Source organism: Weissella paramesenteroides ATCC 33313, from assembly GCF_000160575.1.
Classification (GTDB): Bacteria; Bacillota; Bacilli; order Lactobacillales; family Lactobacillaceae; genus Weissella; species Weissella paramesenteroides.
Map to the genome: position 1 here is coordinate 412,047 of NZ_GG697129.1, position 22,615 is coordinate 434,661.

A 22,615-nucleotide genomic window follows, 5' to 3' on the forward strand; every position below is an offset into this window, starting at 1 on the left:
ATTGTCATTTATTATAATTAATTATTCTTCTGAACCAAGACCGTACTTAGCAACCAAGGCTGCCAAAGCACCACCGACCAAAGGTCCAATGAAATATGCAGCAACGTGTGTTAATGAAGTTGCTGAACCAAACATTGCGAAGAATACGGCTGGACCAAGTGAACGTGCAGGGTTCAATGAAGCACCTGTCACTGAGATACCAACTGTAATCAATGCAGCCAATGTCAAACCAATGATCATTGGTGCAGCAACTGAAGCACCTTCAGCCTTCTTTGAAGTAACCATCAAAATTACTAGTACAAAGAAGAATGTCAAAATCAACTCAATAACTGTTGCGCCGAAAAATGAAACTGGTGTGGTATAGTCAGTTTGACCAAAACCAACTTGCTTAATCATTGCTGCGCTTGCACCAACACCCTTCATAATTGCCCAGACAATTGCTGAACCAGCTAATCCACCAATCAATTGTGCAATAACATAGCCAACAAAGTCCTTCCATGAAATACGACCGTTAATGGCTGCTCCTAATGAAACGGCTGGATTGAAGTGACCACCTGAAATTGGGCCAAAAGCGTAGGCACCAGCAGCTAAGGCGATACCAAAGGCTAAGGCAACAGGAAGTGGACCGGTTTGTACGCCGACCAAAACAACTGCACCAGTACCAACGGCAACTAACAACAAAGTTCCAAAGAACTCTGCTAGGTATTTACGTGTATTACTTTCCATAAAAATAATTGCTCCTTAAATGAGATTGACTTGTTTTTAATAACAAAATAAATAACTAACTCTAACTATATAACACTATTGCACTTAAATTCAGCTTTATTAACTAATTTTTAAACTTAGCGTCCAATAATCGCAAGTGCCTCTTTATCTAAAGTAAACCATGTATTCGTTGCATTAATTTCGAATTGCTTGATAAAATCAGGCCCATCATCCTTTGGCGTTGCTGAACCAACCAGTTCATTATCAATACCAAGGACTTGCAAATCATGAAATGATTCATCCCAACGCACAGTATAATAGTTACCATCCATTTTTTCATCTACGATTGATTGAAAGCCTAATTTCAATGCTTCTTTGATGACATCTTCTTCAGATACTGTGAATCCACGTCCCGCCATTAAAGCAACACGGTCACGGACATCTTGCATATCTTCCGGAATTTTTTGCGTATCCATCTCTATCTCCTTTACTAATTTTGCCTACTTAATGTAAAAAAACATTGCACTAGAAACATTTTAACAGTCAGTTGCGATATAATAAACACTGAACGTCATAATTAACTATTAAAATAAAAAAAATTAAAGGAGATTGCTTTTCATGATTGAATCAGTCACTGCACAAGAAATGCAACGATTTAGTCACTACACCACTGATGAAATTGGTGTCCATCCCCTAGTCTTAATGGAACGAGCAGCCATCTCTGTGATGGAAGTACTCGGTGCAGGTACTTTTGACTTAACCAACGTCCTCGTCATTGCTGGATTAGGTAACAATGGTGGTGATGGTATTGCGGTCACACGCATGTTGGCACAAAAAGGTGTAAATGTTGATTTATTACTACTCGGTGATGAACATCGTGCAACACCTAATACTGCTAAACAACTAGATATTGCGCGTAAGTATGGTATCACGCCACATAATCGTGTTCGCGATTTCCGCCACTATACCGTGATTGTAGATGCCCTATTTGGTGCCGGTCTATCAAAGCCTGTCCCCGTTAAATTAGGCGAAATCATCAAACGCGTTAATGCTGCTAACATTCCGGTCGTCTCAATTGACATCCCATCCGGTCTGAACGCAACATCTGGTGCGATTTTAGGATCTGCTATCCGCGCATCAGCTACGGTCACTTTTGCCTACCCTAAAAAGGGATTACTACAGAATGAAGGACTGAAACGTGCTGGCAATATCTATGTTAAAGATATTGGCGTCTATTCCCCAGAAGAATTATCAAATTTTAAGAAAGAGAGCAGCAACCAATGAAGATTGTATTAGTTGGTGCCGGACCACGCAACTTAACCCTACTAGAACGTCTGATGGCTTATGCAAAAGAAACAACAAAGCCTGTAGATATTACTTTATACGACAGTTTTCCCATTGGGGGTCGTGTTTGGAATCCGGATCAAAATCCACTTTTCCTTATGAACACAGTTACTCGTCAATTAACTTTGTTCCCAGATCCCTCAGTGCCCAACCATGCAGCCACGGCTACCTATGGTCCAAATTTTTATGAATGGGCAATTACCTATGGTAAAGAATATGTTCAGCGTCGCCACTTTGTTAATGGTGAACATTTTCTTGATGAAATCGCCCGAATAAATCCTAATCGATTTACTTCTCGTGCCTTATTTGGTGTTTATAGTCAATGGTTTTATGAACGTCTCGGAACACAGGTTCCTAGTAATGTCATGCTATCCTACGAACGTAAAATGATTTTAGATGTTACACCACAAGATGATCAGTATGAGATTACTTTAGACGATGGCACAAGCTTTATGGCTGATAAAGTTGTGATGTCAACCGGTATGGTCGACAATAAATTATCAGAAGAACAACAAACTTTTGCAGATGCCGCTAATGAACATGCAAACATGCTTTACATTGGTCCCACGCATCCTGCAGAGGCTAATTTAGATGATATTCCTGCCCGTCAAAAAGTGGTCCTTCGTGGACTAGGACTAAGTTTTTTTGACTATTTAGCTAAATTGACAATTGATCGTGGTGGTCGCTTTGCACGTGACAACAATGGCGTGCTTTATTACTTACCATCTGGTAAAGAGCCACATATTATTGCTGGTTCTCGTCACGGATTACCCTTACATGCTCGTGGTATTAATCAAAAAATTAACGAAGGTTATCAACCATTATTCTTTACAAATAAAAACCTTGATGAGTTAGCCACTGCCAATAATGGTCAATTATCCTATGCTGATTTTTTCAAATTATTGAAAAAGGAGCTAGAATACAAGCATTATCGTAATACAATCAACGACTTTGGTATTACTTGGCCGTTCAATGCTGACCACTTTATGACCGCACTTGCTGAAAGTGACGATTTGAACAAAACTGCGCGTCAATATGGTGTCGCAGAGGAGTACATCATGGACTGGCAACGTATCTTAAATCCAGTGGCTGATGTTCCTGAAGAAGTTGAATATAGCGATTTCATGATGAACTACTTAACTTGGGATATCAATGATGCCTACAAGGGAAATAACGATGCGCCTTATGCTGGTGCTTTTGACATGCTTCGTGATATTCGTTCGGTCATTCGTCATTACTTAGATGCTGGTTATCTAAACGCTGATGAATACGACAAGTTTTTGAAGCACTTTAATCCACTAAATACCTTAATTTCTGTTGGACCACCAATTTTACGCATTGAGCAAATGCGTGCCTTGATTGAAACAGGTTTGCTAACTGTTGCTGGTCCTGGCCTTAGTGCAACTATTCAGGATAACCACTTTGTTGCCAGTGACAATCGTAACAACAAGTGGACCGTTGATAATTTAGTTGAAGCGCACCTATCGGCACCTTCACTGGCACATACCATCAATCCATTGATGAGCAATCTACGTGAAAAGGGCATCCTAAGTGAAGCAACATATACAAAATCAGATGGCACAACCTATTCTGTTGGCGGTACACGGATGAATAAACAAACAATGACAGCCATTGATACAAATGACCAAGAAGTCCCTGGCTTATTTATTTGGGGAGTTCCAACGGAAGGTTGGTCATGGTTTACAACCTTCTCTCCACGTCCAGGAATTAGCGATAAGAATCTATACGATGCCGAAAACATCGCGCAAACAATTTTCAAATAAATAGATTAATAAAAAAAGAAGTTGGAACAACAATTTTGTTCCAACTTTTTTTTGCTAAAAATATATTAATTATTGGACAACACCTTGATCCTGGTGTTTTAGATTATATACAAAGGCTAAAACCATGCATATAACAGCAACAATAAAAATATTACGTAGTCCTGTGTGATAAATATTATGCATAATTGGCACAAGATTATTTGGCAACTCATCAACTGTATGTGGATTAATCATTTTATTAAACATATCCACCGTTACGTGTTTATCTGAGTGTTGTGCGACACCATCTTGCAAAGATTGATTCATAACAATGCCAAAAATTGATATAAAAATACTTTGTGACAAACTACGAACCAAAGTATTAAATGATGTTGCCATACCAATATGTTTAAGTGATACGACACTCTGTGAAATAATTGTTGACCCAGTCACTGTAATACCAAAACCGGTTCCTAAAAAGACACCAATGATTAAGAACACAATAAACGGTGTGTTTGCTGGCAAGAATGCTAAGATTGTTCCAGTAACAACTAACAAACCCATACTAATCATTAAAATCTTTTGTGGTGTTAGCCGTGACAACATCTTACCGGCAATAAATGACCCAACGATCCAAAAAATCGAACTAGGTGTCGTTGCAAACCCAGCAAAGGTTGCTGGTAATCCTAAAATCCCTTGTGTCCATGATGGCACGTATACTTCATAAGCAATTAAGAAAATTGCCATCATACCAGCTGCAAAATTTTGAATGACAAACGTCTTGTTTTTAAACAAATTTAATAAAATAATTGGATCTGCAGCTCTTTTTTCCTGCTTAACAAATAATAAACAACAAGTAACGGCTACAATAAAGACAATTAGCACCATTATCCAATTAATTTGCGCTTTATTAATTAATTCAACACCATATAAGATACCTGAAATCGTCATCGATAACCAAACGATGCCCCAAATATCCAAATGTCCTTTGGTAGCATGTTTTTCCTCTTTAAGGAATAGTAAAATCAAAATCATTGATAATAAGCCAAATGGCAAATTAATAAAGAACACCCAACGCCAACTAAAATTATCAACAATTAAGCCACCTAACAATGGCGCAACCACGGAGGCTATTCCCCAGGCTGAATTATTGATTCCCATAATTTGTGCACGTCTTTCAGGTGGATAAATATCGGCAATAATCGTATTTGAAATTGGTAAAATAGCCCCTGCACCAATTCCCTGGATCGCACGCCAAATAATTAATTGTGGCATACTGCCCGAAAAGCCACTTAATACCGAACCTGTTAAAAATATAACTAACCCAGCAATAAATATTGGTTTACGACCAATATTATCAGCTAATTTCCCATAAATTGGTGTAGTCAGAGTACTTGTCAATAAAAAAATTGAAAACACCCAATTCATTATTGAAATACCCTCTAGGTCACCGACAATGGTAGGCATCGCTGTGGATACGATTGTCCCTTCTACCGCACTTAAAAACGTTGCGATGAATAAGGCCAATGTTACCATACCTTTATTCGTTTTTTCCTTCTCCAAAACTACTGCTCCTATTCCCTATAAATTCCATAACAACCAATCTTATCACACGGTAGACAACGACCACAAGCGACATCTAATCAAACCAACGCTTGCAAACCTCTAACGTTAGGTTTATCCTAATATTAAGTTAAAACTAACATTAGGAGGCCGTACCTATGATTGATGTTTACCAAAACGAGCCCAGACGCGCTATTTTTGTTATTGACTCCAAAAGTTTCTATGCTAGTGTGGAATGCGTTGCTTGTAATAAACACCCCTTACAGACAATGCTCGTTGTCATGAGCCAGCAAGAAAATACAAATGGTGGTCTTGTTCTTGCTGCTTCGCCATTGGCTAAAAAAGTACTTGGCATCAGCAATGTTACTCGACGAAGAGACGTCCCTTACCATCCAGATTTATTAATTGCTGAACCACGAATGAATTATTACATACAAAAAAATCAAGAAATTAATGATATCTATCGTCAATTTGTCGCTGATGAAGATCTTCATATTTATTCGATTGATGAATCTATTCTAGATATCACTGATAGTTATCAATACATTATTTCAAAATTTGGCAATGGTCACAATTTAACACTACAACAAATAGCTCGCATCATTCAAAAAAAAGTTAAACAAAAAACTGGTATTTACACCTCTGTTGGCATTGGTGATAATCCTGCGATGGCTAAACTAGCACTTGATTTAACCGCCAAACACGATCATAACCTGATTGGTGAGTGGCACTATGAAACAATTCCACAATTTTTATGGCCCATCGAAAAACTATCTGATGTTTGGCACATTGGTTCACGTACAGCCAAAAAACTTAATCGCTTAGGTATATTTTCAATGCGAGATTTAGCTTTACATAATCCGTACCATTTGATTGAAAAATTTGGTGTTATTGGTAGTGAACTCTATGCACTAGCTTGGGGGATCGATCGTAGTTTAGTTAGGAAAAAATATCACGCCAAAAGTCACTCTTTAAGCAATAGCCAAGTTTTACCACGTGATTATGACAATCCTACTGAAATCGCCGTAATTATTAGAGAAATTGGTGAACAAATTGCTAGTCGTTTACGCTCTAAAAATTTGATAGCCCATCAAATTTCGCTTGGCTTAGGAGTTGGTTATCATAATCCAATTAATAGTCAGGGGTTTCATGCACAAGTAACAATAACCCCAACAAATCTTAATTATCCAATCACGCAGGCACTTCATCAACTTTTCATTGCCCATTACCAAGGTGAAGTCATTCGTCATATTGCTGTAAGTGCTGATGGTCTAGAACCTGCTGGTGATGAGCAACTTGATCTCTTTGTTTCACCAGATGACCTAGTGAAACAACGTCAATTAGATACAACGATTGATGTGATTCGCAAGAAATTTGGCATTGATGCTATCTTTAAAAGTTCGAGTTTAGCAGGTGGTACAATGCTCGATCGTGTTGGTCTAGTTGGTGGACATAACGGTGGTAATGCTTATGGATAAAGCTGACGATATTGATGAGACAACGCTAAAACAAGCCACAAATTTTTTTAAATATGATTATCATGATCGTGGCATGGTAAAGTGGCAAGGCTACTACTTATCTGACCATACTGAACATGTTAACAAGGTAGCCCACCAGATAACTGATGCGAATAACCGCATCCGTCAACCAGAAATGACGTCTGAAGCCATTGCTCAAATTTTATTTGAAGCATACACCCATAACGATACTGTTACCGCTCAATTAAATACACAATCAGACACTGGGATTATTCCACCGATGATAACTGGTCCCGTCATAGGCTATACTGACGAGTCTATTATCATTGGCAAACAACTCATTCCGCAGAATAATCTATGGTGGGTAAGTAAAAATTCGTTTTGAAGCCAGTGTATCACGTGATTTATACCATTTTTAGCACAAAAAGGGTCGGAACATTTCCTTTTGTTCCAACCCTTTAACAATTTTTATCTCAATCTTTTAACCAGCCTGAAATTTATCACGCCATCGTAAATCTCAGGTTTTTCATATGCAGATTATTGATTCATTCTTGAATGACGAACACCATATGTCGTGTATAGAATAATACCAATAATAAACCAAATTCCTGCAGCAATCAGTGTCTCAACATGTAATTGTGTAATCAAAAATGCTGATAATAGTGCTGAAATTATTGGCATTACGGGATAGCCTGGCATCTTGTAACCGTCATGATTAACATCTTTACGATGACGTAATGGTAAGATACCTAATGATACAACAACAAACGCCAACAAAGTCCCAACATTAACCAAATCAACTAATTTATCTAATGGTACTAACCCACTAAACAACGCAATAACAATCGTTGCAATAGTCAACGCACGATTAGGGTTACCTTGTTTGTTTAATTTACCAACACCACCTGGTAATAGGCCATCACGACCAACTGCATAAATCAAACGAGATGCAGCGTAGGTCATTGTATACATCATTGTTGCCATTCCAATTAAGGCACCAATTGTAATAATCAGTGATGCCCAATTTTGACCGACTTGTTGCAATGCAAAAGCTGCCGGATCTGCAACATTTAACTTTGTATAATGTACCATCCCCGCCAAAACAAGACCCATAATACCATATAATACTGCTGCAATAATCAAGGTACCAATAATACCAATTGGCATATTACGTTTTGGATTCTTCACCTCAGCTGCTGACGATGACAATGCGTCAAATCCCAGGAATGCAAAGAAGACCATTGACGTTCCTGTAATAATTCCTTGCCAACCAAATGCCCCATTGATGCGTTTTGGAATTAATGGATGATAGTTACTACTCTTGATAAAGAAAAACCCAATGATGATAAATGCCAAAATAATAATAACTTTGAACAAAACCATCGCATTTTCAACACGCTTTGATTGTCGCAAGCCACCTCGTAGCAATAATCCAATTAACAAAACAATGATAACCGCCACAATGTTGATATAGGTACCACCTGCTGGATTATATGCGCCTGATAAGGCTGTCGGAATCTTAACTAACGGTGATATTAGGTTAGCAAAGTAAGCCGACCACCCTGTTGACACAGCCGACACACTTAACATGTATTCCAAAATTAAGGCCCAGCCTAATACCCAACCAACGACCTCACCAAAAATCACATTACCATATGAGTAAGCTGATCCGGCCACTGGCATTGCTGTTGACATTTCAGAATAGGCCATCGCTACCAAACTAGATACTAAAGCTGCTAAAATAAAACTAAAAATAATTGCTGGTCCTGTTGTAGTAGCTGCAACTGTTCCGGGCAAAACGAAAATTCCTGAACCAATAACTGCACCAATTCCTAAAGCAATTAAATCTTTTGCATTTAATGACTTTTCAAAATGACCATCACTACGCATATAGGTGTCCAGCGACTCCTTTTTAAACATTCTCTGCCACATTCCCATCTATCTAACTCCCTTTCACGGAAAAATATGCTAAAATCCATTCATCATCAATGCTGAAAAAATTCTAAAACAATAAAAAAACACGCACTGGATAACATAAGTGTATCCAATACGTGTACATGCAGACAATGCATTACAAGTTACTTACTTGCCGTCACACATTTGGATACTTTACCGTCATCCAAATGTACAGCGCAAACAACTCTACGCAGACTTCGGATGACTAGCCGAAATACGTAAAGTAACTAAACGCTTGTGCTACTGACAAATAATTTTGCATATCTACATTTCCTTTTCTTTTAGCTTACCTTGTAGATATTAAGCTCATTTACATGTAAAGTCAATTGTTTTATGAAAAAAATCTCATAAATATATTAATCTACTAATAATTGGTAACCTAAGCGATCACCAAATTCAAACGGTACCATGCCTCTATATGTGAAATCAGTTTTCGTAATAACATTCTGCATAATGATATTTTCTGGAAATGTATCAATACGAATATCACGATAACCACGAGCTCGAGCTAAATTAACCAAATCTCGTGTCAGCGTCTTGCCAACACCTTTCCCACGAATGTGTGAATTAATTGTTACACGGTGAATAGCAACATATTCTGGCTCATCGCCAACCCATTCACCTTGTAGAATTTCGTACTCTTCTTCTGGTCCTGGTACTAATGAGCCATAACCAGCAACTTGACCATCATAAATCAGGACAATTCCCCAGCCATTAGCGATATCTTTTTCAAATAAAGCCTTATCTGGTGCACCTTCGCCCTGCCATTGCGATGCGCCTTGCTCGCCCAAGTATGCAACGCCATCTTGAAACGCAGCCCAAATTGCTGGAAAGTCTTCTGGCTGGGCTGGTCTTGTGTACATCAACATAATCGTATCCTCCGCGTCTACAATTAAATTATCTAATCATAGAACGTTTCTTATTTAATACCTACTAATTATTAAATAGCAGAACATTATATTAACAAATTCAAAACAAAAACCCAACCCTTTTTTGAATAATATATTTATTTTTTTGGATTGGTTACCACGACATTTGATGTACTCGTTACTTTCATTAAACCAGCTAAGAATTTCAAATAATGACCCAGTACATAAATAATCATCAACGTAGCAACAACCCATTCAATTCTTGCTAAAATCATTAAACCACTAGCCAGATTTAATTGATTTGATAATACAGTCAAAGCGGTTGATGAAATGACCAACGGAAATGTAAATGCCGCAAAGCTTGGATAAAATTTCAACATTGAATGTTTAGCAGAAATGTAAATTCTTACGATTAAAAACAATGTTGCAAAATATAAACATTGTGCAAAAATGGCCAAGCTAATGGCAAAAATATGATTAATTTGACCAAAGCTATTTAAATATCCAGTCAAACAAAGCGATGCTGGTGCGGCCATGATCGTTAATAATGGTAACGCACCTTCGACCATTTCTTGTATCCGTATTAATCGAAAAATAACAATTGGAAAAATAATGATATATAGTGCTAATGCCAACCAGAAAAAGATTTGACCGATTGTCAGATTAAACATCGGTGCACTCACTGGAATCACACCAATACCAACAAACATCACAAACCAACTAGGATAAACCGCCTGTAACTGTGGCTTATTTTTAATTAAGTTCAGCCAACAAAAGGCCGCCATAATGCCAAGATGAATGATAATTGCAACAGACCATAAAATAATCGCAAAACGTGTAAATCCCCATCGGTGCCAATACATTGCCATTAACATTAATGCCATTGTAAATGTTGGTAATGTTCCTGCTGCCACTGGATTCAGTATTTCACTGTAGGCACTCCCAAAAACAAGCATAAGTTTGGCAAGTACCAGCAGCATCAATAACATTCCTGCTACACCAACAATATTACCTATTATCGAAAAATTATTCATAATAAATAAATTGCCCAATGCTTCCATTCCTAAAATCAAACCACATAGTGCCATTGGAATTTTCTTTAATGTCTGTATCATGACTCTCTCCTCCAACTTCTTTTCACCTTTAGTATAACTTCCATGTTAAGATAAATAAAATTAATCATTTATATAATAGTTATAAAAATAATTAATAGAAAAGGAGCTAAATATGAATCAATATCTTGAAACATTTATTATCGTTTATGAAACGAGAAGTTTTTCTTTAGCTGCCAAAACCCTCTTTGTGACGCAACCAACCATTTCAATTCAAATACAACGGCTAGAAAAAACGATCGGCCATCCCTTATTTATCCGCGATCAACATCGAACAATCGAGCCGACAGCTGAAGGCAATTTACTGTATGAAAAAGCTCTAAAAATCAGAAGTATTTGGCAAGAGACACAAGACCAACTGGATCATTTAACAACTCCTAATCGTAAGTTAATTCGTATTGGATTCTCCCAAACAGTTTCCCAAATGCTTGCCGCCAACTTTTTGAAACTTGCACAAAAAAAGCTACCCACCATTGACTGGCATGTAACCGTTGGTAATTCAAATTATATTGCGAAACAATTAGAACAAAAAAGCTTAGATATCGGCATGGTTGAAAAACCACTCCTGATTGACCCAGAAAAAATGTACCGTAAAAAAATTGCAGATGATCAACTCGTACGCATTGGGAAACATACGGGTACCTGGTTAGTTCGCGAACCCGGATCAGGAATTGCCCACTATACGCAACAATTCTTCCAAGAGTATGGCATTATGCCAGAAAAAACAATCCAAATTAATCGAAATGAACTAATTATCTCTCTTGTACAGCAAGATATTGGCGAAACCATCATGTCTCAAAGTGTTATTCCTAATAATCTACCCAATACAATTATCAATGATCATTTCAAAAGAACCCTATATAGTCTCACAGCTAATGACTTAGAAAAATCATTAGCTTATAAAATCAACACATTATTAAAACAAAGTGTGCCACTTGAATAATAGCTAACGCCATGCTTTTTTCATTGCCAAGAAGATTGCCAGTGTTTCTTTTGCATCCGGTAAGGCCCGATGTTTTTGCTCCCCTAAATCAACGCCATACATTTCTGCCAGATCCATTAATGAAATATCTTGGGGGTTACCTGCAATAGCGCCATGGATTTGTTGTGTGTCATATAATTTACCACGTGTGTCCCATTTACCGAGGTTATTATGTTGTAGTCCCTCTTTAATCAATTGAACATCACCATCAACAATTGCATGACCAACAATTGCATAGTCACCAACAAAGCGCATAAACCGGTTCAATGCGCGTTCTTCACAAATACCATGGCTAATCATATCCAACGTAATCCAACCATTTTTTCCACCCATTGATTTCGTAATGTACTTAAATGATTTCATAGCACTACCGACTGGTGGATTATTTACTATGACCGAAAACTTTTCAATATTTTGGGATCCAGTCACTTTAATCGCACCAATCTCAATAATCTGATTACTACCATTCATTTCCAAGTCAAATACGACATAATTTTTTAAATTTGTGAACAACATACTTTAATTCTCACCCCCAAAAATAATTTACTGCTAGATAAGTTCATTTTAACAGTAATCATGCTATCTTTGAAAATCAATTCTTTTTATTGAATGGATTAGCTAATTTTATTCAAATAACATAAAAAGAGAGATTAGAACAAACGAAAATGTTCCAACCCCTCCTTGATAAAATTGTATTTAACTAAGCATGCATTAATAAGTAAATTAAAGCAATTGCCACAACCACTTGGAAAATAATCGTTACCAATCCATAACCCAAGAACTTAGCACCAGATGATTTGATGGTTGCCCATTTTAAATTCAATCCAATACCAGCTAAGTTAACAATACCAAAAAAACTTGTAATACTTTGTGCTGTATGTGTCACAAGATGTGGTAATGATACAAATGAATTAATTAACATAAAAATAATAAATGCCGTCACAAACCAAGGAATACCCATCTTTGTTTTAATAGCTGTATCAGTTCCTGCTGATAATTTTGCAGCATGACGTGCCATAAAAATGACCACTACTGACAACATAATCACACGTAACATTTTAAAGATTGGTGCATAAGTGACAACACTACCACCAACAAGTGATGCGGTTCCGGATACTTGTCCAACTGACTGGACAGTTCCACCAATCAACGCACTAACCATCATGTTATTTGGTAACACTGCTGGTCCAAGAATTGGTAAAACAAACAGTAAAACCACACCTGCTAGTGAGACCGTGGCCACAGAAGTTCGTCGCTGGTCATCGGTGGCCCCAACAGCAGGTGCAACTGATGCAATCGCACTAGAACCACAAACAGCATTCCCTGCGCCCATTAACATTGCTGAAGCGGGTGCAACTTTAAAAACACGACCACCAAGCCACATTACGAAAAAGATGGTCAATGCCATTTGTAGTAAAATAAACAACACACCTTGCCAGCCCAGTGATGCCATATTTTTCAAAGTAACATTTAATCCAAGGCAAGCAATACCAATTTCAATTGGATATTTTTCAGCCCATTTAACACCGGCACCCCAACGCTGATTGATAAAAACAGTGTTCCCTAAAACGATTCCCGCTAACATCGCCAATGCTTCCGCACCTAATGTTGGTAAAAATGGTGATAATAATTTTGCAACTAAGGCTAACAGAAATGTTAAAATTATTCCTGCTATCATATTCTTTTTAATAACCATGTAAACTCCTAAATAATTTTTACAGCAAACCGAAGTTATTATACACCTTATTAACCATCACACTGATAAAATCATATTATTTACCCTAAATATGTCTATTATTTACTTTTAAGAAGTTAATATCTTGAAAATTATGCGAAATGTCGCTAATATGGATAAGGTTTTAAAAAATAATTAGCACATCAAAAAATACATATTTCATTGAGAAAGGAACTTGAAATGGTCCAAGTAAAATCTCCTTATTGGCAAAAAGTCGTTGATGACGCACAAAAACATCCTGCTGTTCCAGGCTTAGAAACAATCCCCTTCTTCACGATGGCTCCGATGGAAGCTGTTACGGATTCTGTTTTCCGTCGTGTCGTTGCGGCAGCTGGTGGCCCTGATGTTTATTTCACTGAATTTACAAATGCACGCAGCATCACACACCCCAAGGCCAAGTTTACCGTACAAGGTCGTTTACACGTTGATAAATCAGAAAAAATGCCGGTTGCCCAATTATGGGGTGATCGTGCCATTGATTTTGAAGCTGCGTGCTTTGACTTAAAAGAACGTGGCTATGAAGCCGTTGATATTAATATGGGATGTCCTGCTGCTACCGTTGTTAAAAATGGTGGTGGTTCTGACCTGATTCGCCATTTTGATAAGGCTGAAGAAATTATCGTTGCCGCTAAAAAGGCTGGTTTAGCAGTTTCTGTTAAAACTCGCTTAGGTTTCAATCAAATTGATACTTTCGAAGAGTGGATTCCATTTATCTTAAAACAAGATGTACCACTACTAACTGTGCATATGCGTACTCGTAAGGAAATGTCAAAAGTACCGGCGCACTTCGAATACATTGACCGCTTGATCCAACTCCGCGATGAAATTGCCCCTAATACACTATTACAAATTAACGGCGATATTAAAGATCGTACCGAAGGACTAGAACTGGTTCGACAACATCCTGGTGTTAACGGCATTATGATTGGCCGTGGTATCTTTGAGAATCCCTTTGCTTTTGAAATAACACCCAAAGAGCATACATTGGATGAAACCCTTACCCTATTGCGTATGCAATTAGACTTGTACGACCAATTTACTGCTGAATTTGGTCCAATGCATTTCCAAAAGTTAAAGCGTTTCTTTAAAATCTATGTACGCCATTTTTCATATGCTTCTGATTTACGAGTTGCATTAATGGATACTACGAACACTACTCAGGTTCGTGAACTGCTTGATCAATTTGATGAACAATGGGCTGCTCAAAAAGCCTCAGACACCATTGCAATTACGACAAAATAACCAAAAAAGCTGATGACCTTCAAAATTTGAAGATCACCAGCTTTTTTATATTACTTTTTACTTTGTTGGTTCAAAAATCAAATGCTCATTAACGAAAGCATTCAGACCTAACTCACTTAACTCTCGACCATACCCTGAGTTCTTAACACCACCGAATGGCAATTCAGGTAATGAAGCCCATCCTGAGTTAATAAATGACATACCAGTCTCAATCTGTTCAGCAACGCGTTGTGCGTGGTCAATATCACTTGAGAAAATGGTATTTCCAAGTCCATAACTTGAATCATTAGCCAATGCAATGGCTTCTTCTTCAGAATCAACCTTGTAAACTGAAGCAACTGGACCAAACATTTCCTGATTATAAATTGGATTATCCTTCGTAATATCTGTCAAGATAGTTGGCTGGAAGAAGAATCCATCCCCATCGATTGGATCCTGACTATAAACTAAAGTCGCTCCCCCAGCAACAGCAGTATCCACCTGCTTCTGTAACTTTTCTTGCGCACTCTTAGATGATAATGGTGCCACATCCGTTGTAGGATCCATCGGATCGCCAACCTTAGCTTTTGAGAAGGCATCCTTCAGAATATCAATAAATTCATCATACTTGTCAGCTAACACAATGAACCGCTTTGATGACGTGCAAACCTGACCCGCATTATACAAGCGAGCACCTGGTGCAACGGCTTTAACTTCATCCCAATCAGCATCATCTAAAATAATGAATGCATCATTACCACCAAGCTCCAGTGTTGACTTCTTCAAGGCTTCACCAGCTTCTTTGGCAACAGCCGCACCACCACGTTCAGAACCTGTCAAACAAACACCCGCAACACGTGGATCGTGAATTGCCTTAGCAACTAAATCATAATCAATAAATAGATTGGTCAAAGCTCCCTCTGGTGCTCCCGCTTCAATCACTAAGTCGGCGAATAACTGCGCTGACTTTGGACAAATTGAAGCATGCTTCAAAATGATTGGGTTACCAACAATAAAGTTTGGCGCAAAGACACGTACAACTTGGTACAATGGGAAGTTCCATGGTTCAACCGCAACAATCACCCCAGTTGACTGCTTCACATAGTGAGCATTTCCTGCGGGTGACTCTAGTGGCGTATCAGCCATGAACTCTTCACCCTTTTGTGCGTAATAAGAAACAATATTTGCGCATAAATCAACTTCGCCCTCAGCTTCAGTTAATAACTTCCCCATGTCGTACGTCATTGCCTTAGCTAATTCTTCTTTGTGTGCCACAATTGCATCAGCAATTTTCTGCAAAATCGCAGCACGTTCACTAACAGGTGTCCCACGCCATGTCTTGTATAATGCATGTCCAGTTGTCAGTGCTTTCTCTAAATCTTCTGCAGTTGCGTTAGCATATTCCTGTAAAACTTCCCCAGTATATGGATATGTTGTCTTGTACGTCATAATATCCCCCTTAGTGTAAATGACAATTATTAATATTGGTCGCTACGCCATCATTATAACGCTAATTAACAAAAAATGGGCTTAAATACTTTCACAAAGTTATTTTATTTATGTTTAAATAATCACAATTTTTCCTTTAACGGCGCCTTTTTCTGCGGCGATATCTACTTGTGATTTTTTTGAAATTAAACGCTGGCCGTCGTCTAGCTGCAGGCCGCTTAGCAGCTATTGGTATAGGTTCTTTAGGGTTAAGACTAGTGGCGAAAAGTCCTTCTAACCAGGCAATCAAAATCTGTCCAATCACCATGATTGTCCCAATTAAATTTAAATAGACAATTAGCACAAGCAACGACCCTAACGATTGATAAAAACCAACATTTTTTACAGTGAACTTAGCATACCACCCAAATGAGTAGTTTAAAATAATCATCAAAATCACTTCAACACCAGATCCAATAATCAAAGGTTTTAAAGCGATGCGTTTCGCTGGTAAAGCTGCATTGAAGACGCACATCATAACCCAAAGTCCTGCTAAAGTAATGATCCAACGTTGCTTAGTAATAAATTCTAGCCAACCGATACCTGGGATTGCTGCAATAATTGCTGGCAAAATCGCACTAACAAGCATTACCACAACCGCTGATATCAAAATAACCATCAACCACAGAAAACTAAAAACACGAGTCAATAAGCCACTAACCCGTTCAGGCACATCATATACAGCATTAAATGATTTACGAATAATTGCTAATACTGAACTGGCTGCCCAAATTGTTGTCAAAATTGAAAATGACAGAATTCCCACGCCACCTTTTAATACCGATTGAATAATCGGCGCTAAAATTGACATAATATTGCTAGGAAGTTGCTCTGAAAGTAGTGTAATCAATTCACTTGCATTCATGCCCGCTAAACTAGCAACTGCCCCAACACTCATCAAAATGGGAACCATTGATAACAAGGCATAATAAGTAATTGTTGGCCCAACCATTTTCAGATTTCCCCGTTTAAAAAAGATTTGTAGTTGGTCAATCTGAAATTTTTTTGTCAGGCGGTGAACATCAACAAGAATTTGTCGCATGCGTACTTCCTCCTTCACGAAATCTATATCCAGTATCGCAATGTTTGATGTAGATAGCAAATACTAGGTCATTATATTTTTATGCTATTTGCCACAAAATAAAAACTGATAACAAATCCATATAAAGATTTATCATCAGTTTAAAAGTTAATTATTTTTAGTTAATTAATGGAATTGCATACCACCATCGACTTCGATAGTCTGTCCAGTAATGTAATTTGAATCTGGTCCAGCTAGAAAGGCTACTGCCGCAGCAACGTCTTCTGGTTCTGATAGGCGCTTTAATGCAATATCCTTTGCGAAGGTCTGCATACCCCACTCATCATCTTTACCAGCATTCTTACCAACCTCATGGGCAATATCAAACATCATTGGTGTCTTAACAATACCAGGTGCATATGCATTAACTGTGATGTTTTGCTCGGCTAAATCACGGGCAGCAACTTGTGTTAAACCACGTACAGCAAATTTTGTACTACTATACAAAGAAAGGTTTGGATTACCAACAACACCAGCTTGTGACGTTGCATTGATAATCTTTCCACCGTTACCATTCTTCTTAAATTGTTCAACGGCTGCTTGAATACCCCAAATATCACCAGCAACATTGATATGATAAACCTTATCAAATAATTCAGGAGTAATTGTATCAATTGGTGTCGTAGGACCAAGGCCAGCATTATTAACTAAGACATCAAAGCCACCTAATTTTTCAGCCACTTCTTTAACAGCTGCAAAGAATCCTTCGCGATCAGAAACATCTAGCTTGACTGCAATTGCAGAACCACCATTCTTTTCAATATCAGTTGCGACTTCTTTACTTTTAGCTTCATTCAAATCAGCAACTGCAACTGCAAATCCGTCTGCACTTAGGCGACGAACAATTGCTTCACCAATACCTTGTGCCCCACCAGTAACCATTGCAACTTTCTTTGTCATTACTAATTCCTCCAATAGTATTATTCGAAACAACTATAGTCTAGCACAATGTTCCTGTTTTGTTAATTTTTTCACAAATTATTTTCTATTAATTTATGCAAAACAAGCACTTAATTAGTGGTAGTTAAACTAATTAGACGCTCGTTTTGAAATTTTATTCACAAAAAACATTTATAAAAATAAGCTACCACACCAATATTGACTGAACTACACTATCATCATCCTACGTTAATTTTCACGGGTAATTCTGTAACTTCAATCTTACTAATTAAATCTAATCATTAAAATGTTAACTGCCAAATTAAAACTTTAACAACTAAATTTAGTAAAATTTGAAAAATACAGATAAGTATACCTTATAAATAGATCAGTTGGTTTCTCTTTTTATTTGAAAATAAACTTGCACCTCTAAATAAATAACAATGGCTAATGAAATGTATGTTTGTAGAGTTTCTTCCAACACAAAATTATTGCTTTTTATTAACTCACCTACTTGAACACCCATAATCAGTAACAATAAATGTAAGGGCAACAATCGTCGATATTTTTTTGAAAACAGCATGACAATTTTTAATATATCAAAAAACGACTGATATATTAGTACTCACCTCCTTTTCTATAAATAATGGTACACATCATTTGAATAATTAGATGAACTATAATTGAACGTTGTATTTTTTGTATTGACCGTTAATTTAGATTATTTGTTTGTTGCCAAATCTTCTTGAAATTTTGTTTTTTTCGAACAGATAACGGACACCATATTTGATTTTCGGTATCAAAATAGACACGATTCAAACGAATATCAAAATAATTAACTGACATTAAATTAATAACAAATCCTTTATGCGATCGAAATAAATTTTTGTGGCGTTTCTCGATACTCGATAATGAATCGTTAATCTCAACAATGATATTTTTTGCGTAGAGTACAACTCGATTCACATGATTAGGCTTAGATGCAATATAAAGCACTTCTGACATTGGAATATCATAGTAGCGTGCCTGCAACTTATAAACAAATTTTTCTGGATTATTCTTCATATGACTGACAACTAACTCAAGAGCAACATTAATATCCTGTCGAATAGCCTCCTCAATAGCATCAACAGACTTAATTTTTGAAATACAGTCTAAAGGTACCAATCGTTGTTCTAAAATTAATGTTGATAAATTGTCCTTTTCAGTTATAAAAACAAGATGAGCTAATGGTAAACAATGCCTAATATATTTTCCTAATTCAACGATACTGTGATCATTTTCCAGTGATTCAACATCTAAAAAAAACAAAATATTTTGATCAGTACATGCTTGTACAAAGTTTTTGATTTCTTGAGCATCCGTCGTCACAAGCTTAATGTTGGTATCTAATTCTTCAAATTCTGTATATCGCTTAATAAAATTAGATATCCCAGTTAATTGATGATGCTGATCTTCTAATATTATTATTTTTAGCACCACAGGACCTCCATCTAATTACTTTGTTTAAAATATAATTTCTAATTAAACTTATTTTTTAGGTATGTATACCGCTTATCTATCCTCTCAACTTCTATCCGTAGAAAGAGAGAATTTCACTAAATTTCTAGCTACATAAAAAGACTTCTTTAAGGGAAAAAAGTCCAATACAAATAATTTCAATTCTGAATGAAAGAGTTTTTTAGTTTTATGTAGCCGTGATTTTTTATAATCATGACAAAACAACCGACCTCCTTCCTACATATATCCTAAAACGCTTTAATCGCATCGTTTAAAAAAATATTAACCGTTCGTTTTTTATTATTTAACGTTAAAAAAGCAGATCACCCTTAGAAGAGTCATCTGCTTTATTGTGAAATGTTCCACGTGGAACATTATTTATTTTTTTCAGATTTATTATCCTTAACGTAATTCCAAAAACTACCAATTGCTGAAACTAAATCAAATCCTGGCAAGATAAGAATATATAGCCACAATGAAAATGTATCAGTTGGCTTAAAAATTACGTACCACAAAATATCAATCATTAATTGCATAAACAATTGCTGTGGCGTTGCTCGAAAAAAAGTTTTACCAAAAGCGCCTATCATTTTATAACCTCAATTTATAGCCATTTTTTTAAAAAATTAGCCTTAATTTCTGTGTTCTCAGGCGTCATATACGCATCCGGTCCATGACCTGTGCCATCAACAATATGGATTTCTGCTCGATCATCGCTAACGACCTTACGAGCAGCGGTTATCATATTTACCGTCTGTTGATATGGTACAACAAAATCCGCCGTCCCCGCAAATGCTAGTATCGGTGGCATTGCTGGATTAAAATAAGTGACTGGATTGTATTCTTCAACTTTATCTGGCACGTCTTTTGGGGCTTGTTGCTTAAACATTTGGCCTTCAAAAGACTCTGCCGTTCCGGTCTCTGGGTATTTAGGTATCACACCACTTTCCTCAAATTGATCTAAAAATTTATCAAATTCATAAGGGCCATATAAGGCAATAATTGCGTTTACCTTTTCAGATTGATCAGCAGCATCCCCAAAGTCATGGTTTGACATGGCATTTACCGAGGCTGTAACACCAGACAATAATGCTAGATGGGCTCCTGAAGATTCTCCCATTAAAGCAACATGATTCATATCTAATTGATACTCGCCAGCATGTGCCCGCAAGAAGCGAATAGCAGCTTTAACCTCGTAAATCTGCGTAGGAAAATCTGCATCCTGAATCCAGGTATACGAAACACTAGCAACTGCATAACCCTGATCCAACAATCGCAATGCTGGTTCCAATTTATGTGAACTCTTGTCACCAAAAATCAACCCACCACCAAAGACGTCCACAATCACTGGAAATGGTCCCTGACCTTCATTTGGTAAATAAATATCTAAGTCATGACGTTCACCAGCCATGTAAGGCACATCTTGCCATTGTTGTTTAATATAATCTGTTTTTGCGACCGTGCGTTGATAATCACGATCGATGAATCTCTCTGCCATATTAACCCCCTTTAAAACTATAGACAAAAAGGATAATTGCCTACACAACTATCCTTTCATCATACACTACTTTTTACTCTTTATTCGCAAACTTATGATAATCATTATGACAAACCAGACAAGTGCCAAAACCGTTGTTGGCATTGTTTCTGGCGTGAATAACAAAATCAAGAAGATACCAATTAAGAACGCAATCGTTAAATAATTTGTCACCGGTGCACCAGGCATTTTAAACAATTGCTGGCCATTTTTGAAATCTGCTGTTCTACGATATTTCACATGCGCGAACACTAATACAGCGTACATTACAACAAAGGCTGCTGATGCAATTGACGTTACCAAATCAAAGGCATTTTTTGGGAAGAAGAAGTTTAACACCACTGCTAATGCAATTAATGCTGTTGAAATATTAATGGCATTAAATGGAATATAACGTCTGTTTAACTTACCAGCGTAACCCTTACCTTCTGATAATGAGAATAACATGCGACCAGTCGTAAAAATGGCACTATTCAATGATGATGCTGCTGCAGTCAAGACAACGAAATTTATAATTCCGGCTGCTCCAGTCACACCAATCCCAGAAAATACCTGAACGAATGGTGACTTGCCTGCACTGTAGTTTGTCCATGGTTGAATACACATAATTGCTATCAACGCACCAACATAGAAAATCAAGATACGTACAATAATGGAATTAATTGCTTTTGGAATATTTTTATAAGGATCTTGGGCTTCTGCAGCCGTCATACCCACAAACTCAATTCCTAAGAAAGCAAAGAATACCATTTGGAATGCTGACAATAGGTGACGACCACCGTGAGCTACAAAACCATGTTGCCATAAGTTACTGATCGTCGTGACACCTGATGACGTCTTTGTATGCAAGACCATCATAATCACACCAGTGGCAATCATTGCTAGTATGGCAATGATTTTGATCATCGAGAACCAAAACTCTGTCTCACCAAAAGCAGCAACCGCAATAATATTAATACCATATAAAATAGCTAAGAAACATAATTCCCATATCCAAATAGGTATATTAGGGAACCAGAAACTCATATAATTTCCAACGGCTGTTAATTCTGCCATCGCAATGGTGATCCAGCCAATCCAATATGTCCAACCGATAATGAATCCTGCTTTAGGTCCAACGTATTTTTCAATAAAACCTACAAAAGTTGCCCGGTTTGGATCAGTTAGCAATAATTCACCCAATGCCCGCATCATCCAAAACATAAATAAGCCAACAATAATATAAACTAGTAAAATAGCTGGCCCTGCGGCACTGATGGATCGACCTGCTCCTAAGAACAGTCCGGTACCAATTGTTCCTCCTAAGGCAATCATCTCAACATGACGGCCAGTTAAACCTCTTTCAAGTTTCTGCGGGGAACCTTTTTGTTGTGACATTTTCACACTTCCTTTTTTATTAAAT

The 22,615-nt window shown here is 37.3% G+C and carries 21 protein-coding genes; 6 read left to right on the top strand and 15 right to left on the bottom strand.

Annotated elements, in window-relative coordinates; all coding sequences use genetic code 11:
* Positions 1-21 precede the first annotated feature (21 nt).
* Both HMPREF0877_RS04910 and HMPREF0877_RS04915 read right to left on the bottom strand, forming a co-directional pair.
* Positions 22-726: an MIP/aquaporin family protein gene (locus HMPREF0877_RS04910; protein WP_002828141.1), complete on the bottom strand. Its 705-nt coding sequence runs from the start codon at positions 724-726 to the stop codon at positions 22-24.
* Positions 727-842: 116 nt separating this feature from the next.
* The gene (locus tag HMPREF0877_RS04915; RefSeq protein ID WP_002828142.1) at positions 843-1,181 is read right to left on the bottom strand and encodes a hypothetical protein; all 339 of its coding nucleotides are present in this window, start codon (positions 1,179-1,181) and stop codon (positions 843-845) included.
* A gap of 142 nt (positions 1,182-1,323) precedes the next feature.
* Between HMPREF0877_RS04915 and HMPREF0877_RS04920 the strand changes: the two genes are divergently transcribed.
* Both HMPREF0877_RS04920 and HMPREF0877_RS04925 read left to right on the top strand, forming a co-directional pair.
* Complete coding sequence (locus HMPREF0877_RS04920; protein WP_002828143.1) at positions 1,324-1,989, top strand: NAD(P)H-hydrate epimerase; 666 nt, start codon at positions 1,324-1,326, stop codon at positions 1,987-1,989.
* Positions 1,986-3,833 (top strand): FAD/NAD(P)-binding protein, encoded by a 1,848-nt coding sequence (locus tag HMPREF0877_RS04925; protein WP_002828144.1) that lies wholly within the window; start codon positions 1,986-1,988, stop codon positions 3,831-3,833. Before HMPREF0877_RS04920 ends, HMPREF0877_RS04925 begins: the two co-directional genes overlap by 4 nt.
* A gap of 69 nt (positions 3,834-3,902) precedes the next feature.
* On the opposite strand, the gene HMPREF0877_RS04930 is transcribed toward HMPREF0877_RS04925, so the two are convergent.
* Entirely contained in the window at positions 3,903-5,375 is a 1,473-nt protein-coding gene (locus HMPREF0877_RS04930) for an MDR family MFS transporter (RefSeq protein ID WP_002828145.1), read from the bottom strand.
* Between the two features lie 158 nt (positions 5,376-5,533).
* Here HMPREF0877_RS04930 and HMPREF0877_RS04935 point away from each other — a divergent pair, with 158 nt between their 5' ends.
* Both HMPREF0877_RS04935 and HMPREF0877_RS04940 read left to right on the top strand, forming a co-directional pair.
* On the top strand, positions 5,534-6,853 hold the full coding sequence (locus tag HMPREF0877_RS04935; protein WP_002828146.1) for a Y-family DNA polymerase: 1,320 nt from the start codon (positions 5,534-5,536) through the stop codon (positions 6,851-6,853).
* A complete protein-coding gene (locus HMPREF0877_RS04940; RefSeq protein ID WP_040760612.1) occupies positions 6,846-7,238 on the top strand; it encodes a hypothetical protein in 393 nt (130 codons plus the stop codon). The genes HMPREF0877_RS04935 and HMPREF0877_RS04940 overlap by 8 nt, the downstream gene beginning before the upstream one ends.
* A 152-nt stretch (positions 7,239-7,390) precedes the next feature.
* Here the strand turns inward: HMPREF0877_RS04940 and HMPREF0877_RS04945 are convergent, their stop codons facing one another.
* From HMPREF0877_RS04945 to HMPREF0877_RS04955, 3 genes are all read right to left on the bottom strand, one after another.
* Positions 7,391-8,791, bottom strand: coding sequence for an APC family permease (locus HMPREF0877_RS04945; protein WP_002828148.1), 1,401 nt, complete (start codon positions 8,789-8,791; stop codon positions 7,391-7,393).
* Between the two features lie 374 nt (positions 8,792-9,165).
* Positions 9,166-9,678, bottom strand: coding sequence for a GNAT family N-acetyltransferase (locus HMPREF0877_RS04950; protein WP_002828149.1), 513 nt, complete (start codon positions 9,676-9,678; stop codon positions 9,166-9,168).
* Positions 9,679-9,815: 137 nt separating this feature from the next.
* A complete protein-coding gene (locus tag HMPREF0877_RS04955; RefSeq protein ID WP_002828150.1) occupies positions 9,816-10,793 on the bottom strand; it encodes a TDT family transporter in 978 nt (325 codons plus the stop codon).
* 112 nt (positions 10,794-10,905) lie between these two features.
* Here HMPREF0877_RS04955 and HMPREF0877_RS04960 point away from each other — a divergent pair, with 112 nt between their 5' ends.
* The gene (locus HMPREF0877_RS04960) at positions 10,906-11,733 is read left to right on the top strand and encodes a LysR family transcriptional regulator (protein ID WP_002828151.1); all 828 of its coding nucleotides are present in this window, start codon (positions 10,906-10,908) and stop codon (positions 11,731-11,733) included.
* A gap of 3 nt (positions 11,734-11,736) precedes the next feature.
* On the opposite strand, the gene HMPREF0877_RS04965 is transcribed toward HMPREF0877_RS04960, so the two are convergent.
* Positions 11,737-12,288: a 3'-5' exonuclease gene (locus HMPREF0877_RS04965; protein WP_002828152.1), complete on the bottom strand. Its 552-nt coding sequence runs from the start codon at positions 12,286-12,288 to the stop codon at positions 11,737-11,739.
* 184 nt (positions 12,289-12,472) lie between these two features.
* Entirely contained in the window at positions 12,473-13,468 is a 996-nt protein-coding gene (locus HMPREF0877_RS04970; protein WP_002828153.1) for a YeiH family protein, read from the bottom strand.
* Between the two features lie 219 nt (positions 13,469-13,687).
* Between HMPREF0877_RS04970 and HMPREF0877_RS04975 the strand changes: the two genes are divergently transcribed.
* A complete protein-coding gene (locus HMPREF0877_RS04975; protein WP_002828154.1) occupies positions 13,688-14,749 on the top strand; it encodes a tRNA dihydrouridine synthase in 1,062 nt (353 codons plus the stop codon).
* Positions 14,750-14,806: 57 nt separating this feature from the next.
* Here HMPREF0877_RS04975 and HMPREF0877_RS04980 read toward each other — a convergent pair whose 3' ends face one another.
* From HMPREF0877_RS04980 to HMPREF0877_RS05010, 7 genes are all read right to left on the bottom strand, one after another.
* Positions 14,807-16,177 carry an NAD-dependent succinate-semialdehyde dehydrogenase gene (locus HMPREF0877_RS04980; RefSeq protein ID WP_002828156.1) on the bottom strand — a complete coding sequence of 457 codons (1,371 nt, stop codon included), beginning with the start codon at positions 16,175-16,177 and terminating at the stop codon, positions 14,807-14,809.
* A gap of 136 nt (positions 16,178-16,313) precedes the next feature.
* Complete coding sequence (locus tag HMPREF0877_RS04985) at positions 16,314-17,258, bottom strand: YihY/virulence factor BrkB family protein (protein ID WP_040760616.1); 945 nt, start codon at positions 17,256-17,258, stop codon at positions 16,314-16,316.
* 165 nt (positions 17,259-17,423) lie between these two features.
* Positions 17,424-18,197 carry a (S)-acetoin forming diacetyl reductase gene (locus tag HMPREF0877_RS04990; RefSeq protein ID WP_002828158.1) on the bottom strand — a complete coding sequence of 258 codons (774 nt, stop codon included), beginning with the start codon at positions 18,195-18,197 and terminating at the stop codon, positions 17,424-17,426.
* Between the two features lie 690 nt (positions 18,198-18,887).
* Complete coding sequence (locus tag HMPREF0877_RS04995) at positions 18,888-19,655, bottom strand: LytR/AlgR family response regulator transcription factor (RefSeq protein WP_040760619.1); 768 nt, start codon at positions 19,653-19,655, stop codon at positions 18,888-18,890.
* Positions 19,656-20,050: 395 nt separating this feature from the next.
* Positions 20,051-20,266 carry a hypothetical protein gene (locus tag HMPREF0877_RS05000; RefSeq protein WP_002828161.1) on the bottom strand — a complete coding sequence of 72 codons (216 nt, stop codon included), beginning with the start codon at positions 20,264-20,266 and terminating at the stop codon, positions 20,051-20,053.
* Positions 20,267-20,280: 14 nt separating this feature from the next.
* Complete coding sequence (locus HMPREF0877_RS05005; protein WP_002828162.1) at positions 20,281-21,174, bottom strand: alpha/beta hydrolase; 894 nt, start codon at positions 21,172-21,174, stop codon at positions 20,281-20,283.
* Positions 21,175-21,240: 66 nt separating this feature from the next.
* Complete coding sequence (locus HMPREF0877_RS05010; protein WP_002828163.1) at positions 21,241-22,590, bottom strand: amino acid permease; 1,350 nt, start codon at positions 22,588-22,590, stop codon at positions 21,241-21,243.
* Positions 22,591-22,615 lie beyond the last annotated feature (25 nt).

Coding starts and splice junctions, on each gene's coding strand:
- HMPREF0877_RS04910 (WP_002828141.1), bottom strand. CDS start 726: ATGGAAAGTAATACACGTAAATACCTAGCAGAGTTCTTTGGAACTTTG.
- HMPREF0877_RS04915 (WP_002828142.1), bottom strand. CDS start 1,181: ATGGATACGCAAAAAATTCCGGAAGATATGCAAGATGTCCGTGACCGT.
- HMPREF0877_RS04920 (WP_002828143.1), top strand. CDS start 1,324: ATGATTGAATCAGTCACTGCACAAGAAATGCAACGATTTAGTCACTAC.
- HMPREF0877_RS04925 (WP_002828144.1), top strand. CDS start 1,986: ATGAAGATTGTATTAGTTGGTGCCGGACCACGCAACTTAACCCTACTA.
- HMPREF0877_RS04935 (WP_002828146.1), top strand. CDS start 5,534: ATGATTGATGTTTACCAAAACGAGCCCAGACGCGCTATTTTTGTTATT.
- HMPREF0877_RS04940 (WP_040760612.1), top strand. CDS start 6,846: ATGGATAAAGCTGACGATATTGATGAGACAACGCTAAAACAAGCCACA.
- HMPREF0877_RS04945 (WP_002828148.1), bottom strand. CDS start 8,791: ATGGGAATGTGGCAGAGAATGTTTAAAAAGGAGTCGCTGGACACCTAT.
- HMPREF0877_RS04950 (WP_002828149.1), bottom strand. CDS start 9,678: ATGTTGATGTACACAAGACCAGCCCAGCCAGAAGACTTTCCAGCAATT.
- HMPREF0877_RS04955 (WP_002828150.1), bottom strand. CDS start 10,793: ATGATACAGACATTAAAGAAAATTCCAATGGCACTATGTGGTTTGATT.
- HMPREF0877_RS04960 (WP_002828151.1), top strand. CDS start 10,906: ATGAATCAATATCTTGAAACATTTATTATCGTTTATGAAACGAGAAGT.
- HMPREF0877_RS04965 (WP_002828152.1), bottom strand. CDS start 12,288: ATGTTGTTCACAAATTTAAAAAATTATGTCGTATTTGACTTGGAAATG.
- HMPREF0877_RS04970 (WP_002828153.1), bottom strand. CDS start 13,468: ATGGTTATTAAAAAGAATATGATAGCAGGAATAATTTTAACATTTCTG.
- HMPREF0877_RS04975 (WP_002828154.1), top strand. CDS start 13,688: ATGGTCCAAGTAAAATCTCCTTATTGGCAAAAAGTCGTTGATGACGCA.
- HMPREF0877_RS04980 (WP_002828156.1), bottom strand. CDS start 16,177: ATGACGTACAAGACAACATATCCATATACTGGGGAAGTTTTACAGGAA.
- HMPREF0877_RS04985 (WP_040760616.1), bottom strand. CDS start 17,258: ATGCGACAAATTCTTGTTGATGTTCACCGCCTGACAAAAAAATTTCAG.
- HMPREF0877_RS04990 (WP_002828158.1), bottom strand. CDS start 18,197: ATGACAAAGAAAGTTGCAATGGTTACTGGTGGGGCACAAGGTATTGGT.
- HMPREF0877_RS05000 (WP_002828161.1), bottom strand. CDS start 20,266: ATGATAGGCGCTTTTGGTAAAACTTTTTTTCGAGCAACGCCACAGCAA.
- HMPREF0877_RS05005 (WP_002828162.1), bottom strand. CDS start 21,174: ATGGCAGAGAGATTCATCGATCGTGATTATCAACGCACGGTCGCAAAA.
- HMPREF0877_RS05010 (WP_002828163.1), bottom strand. CDS start 22,590: ATGTCACAACAAAAAGGTTCCCCGCAGAAACTTGAAAGAGGTTTAACT.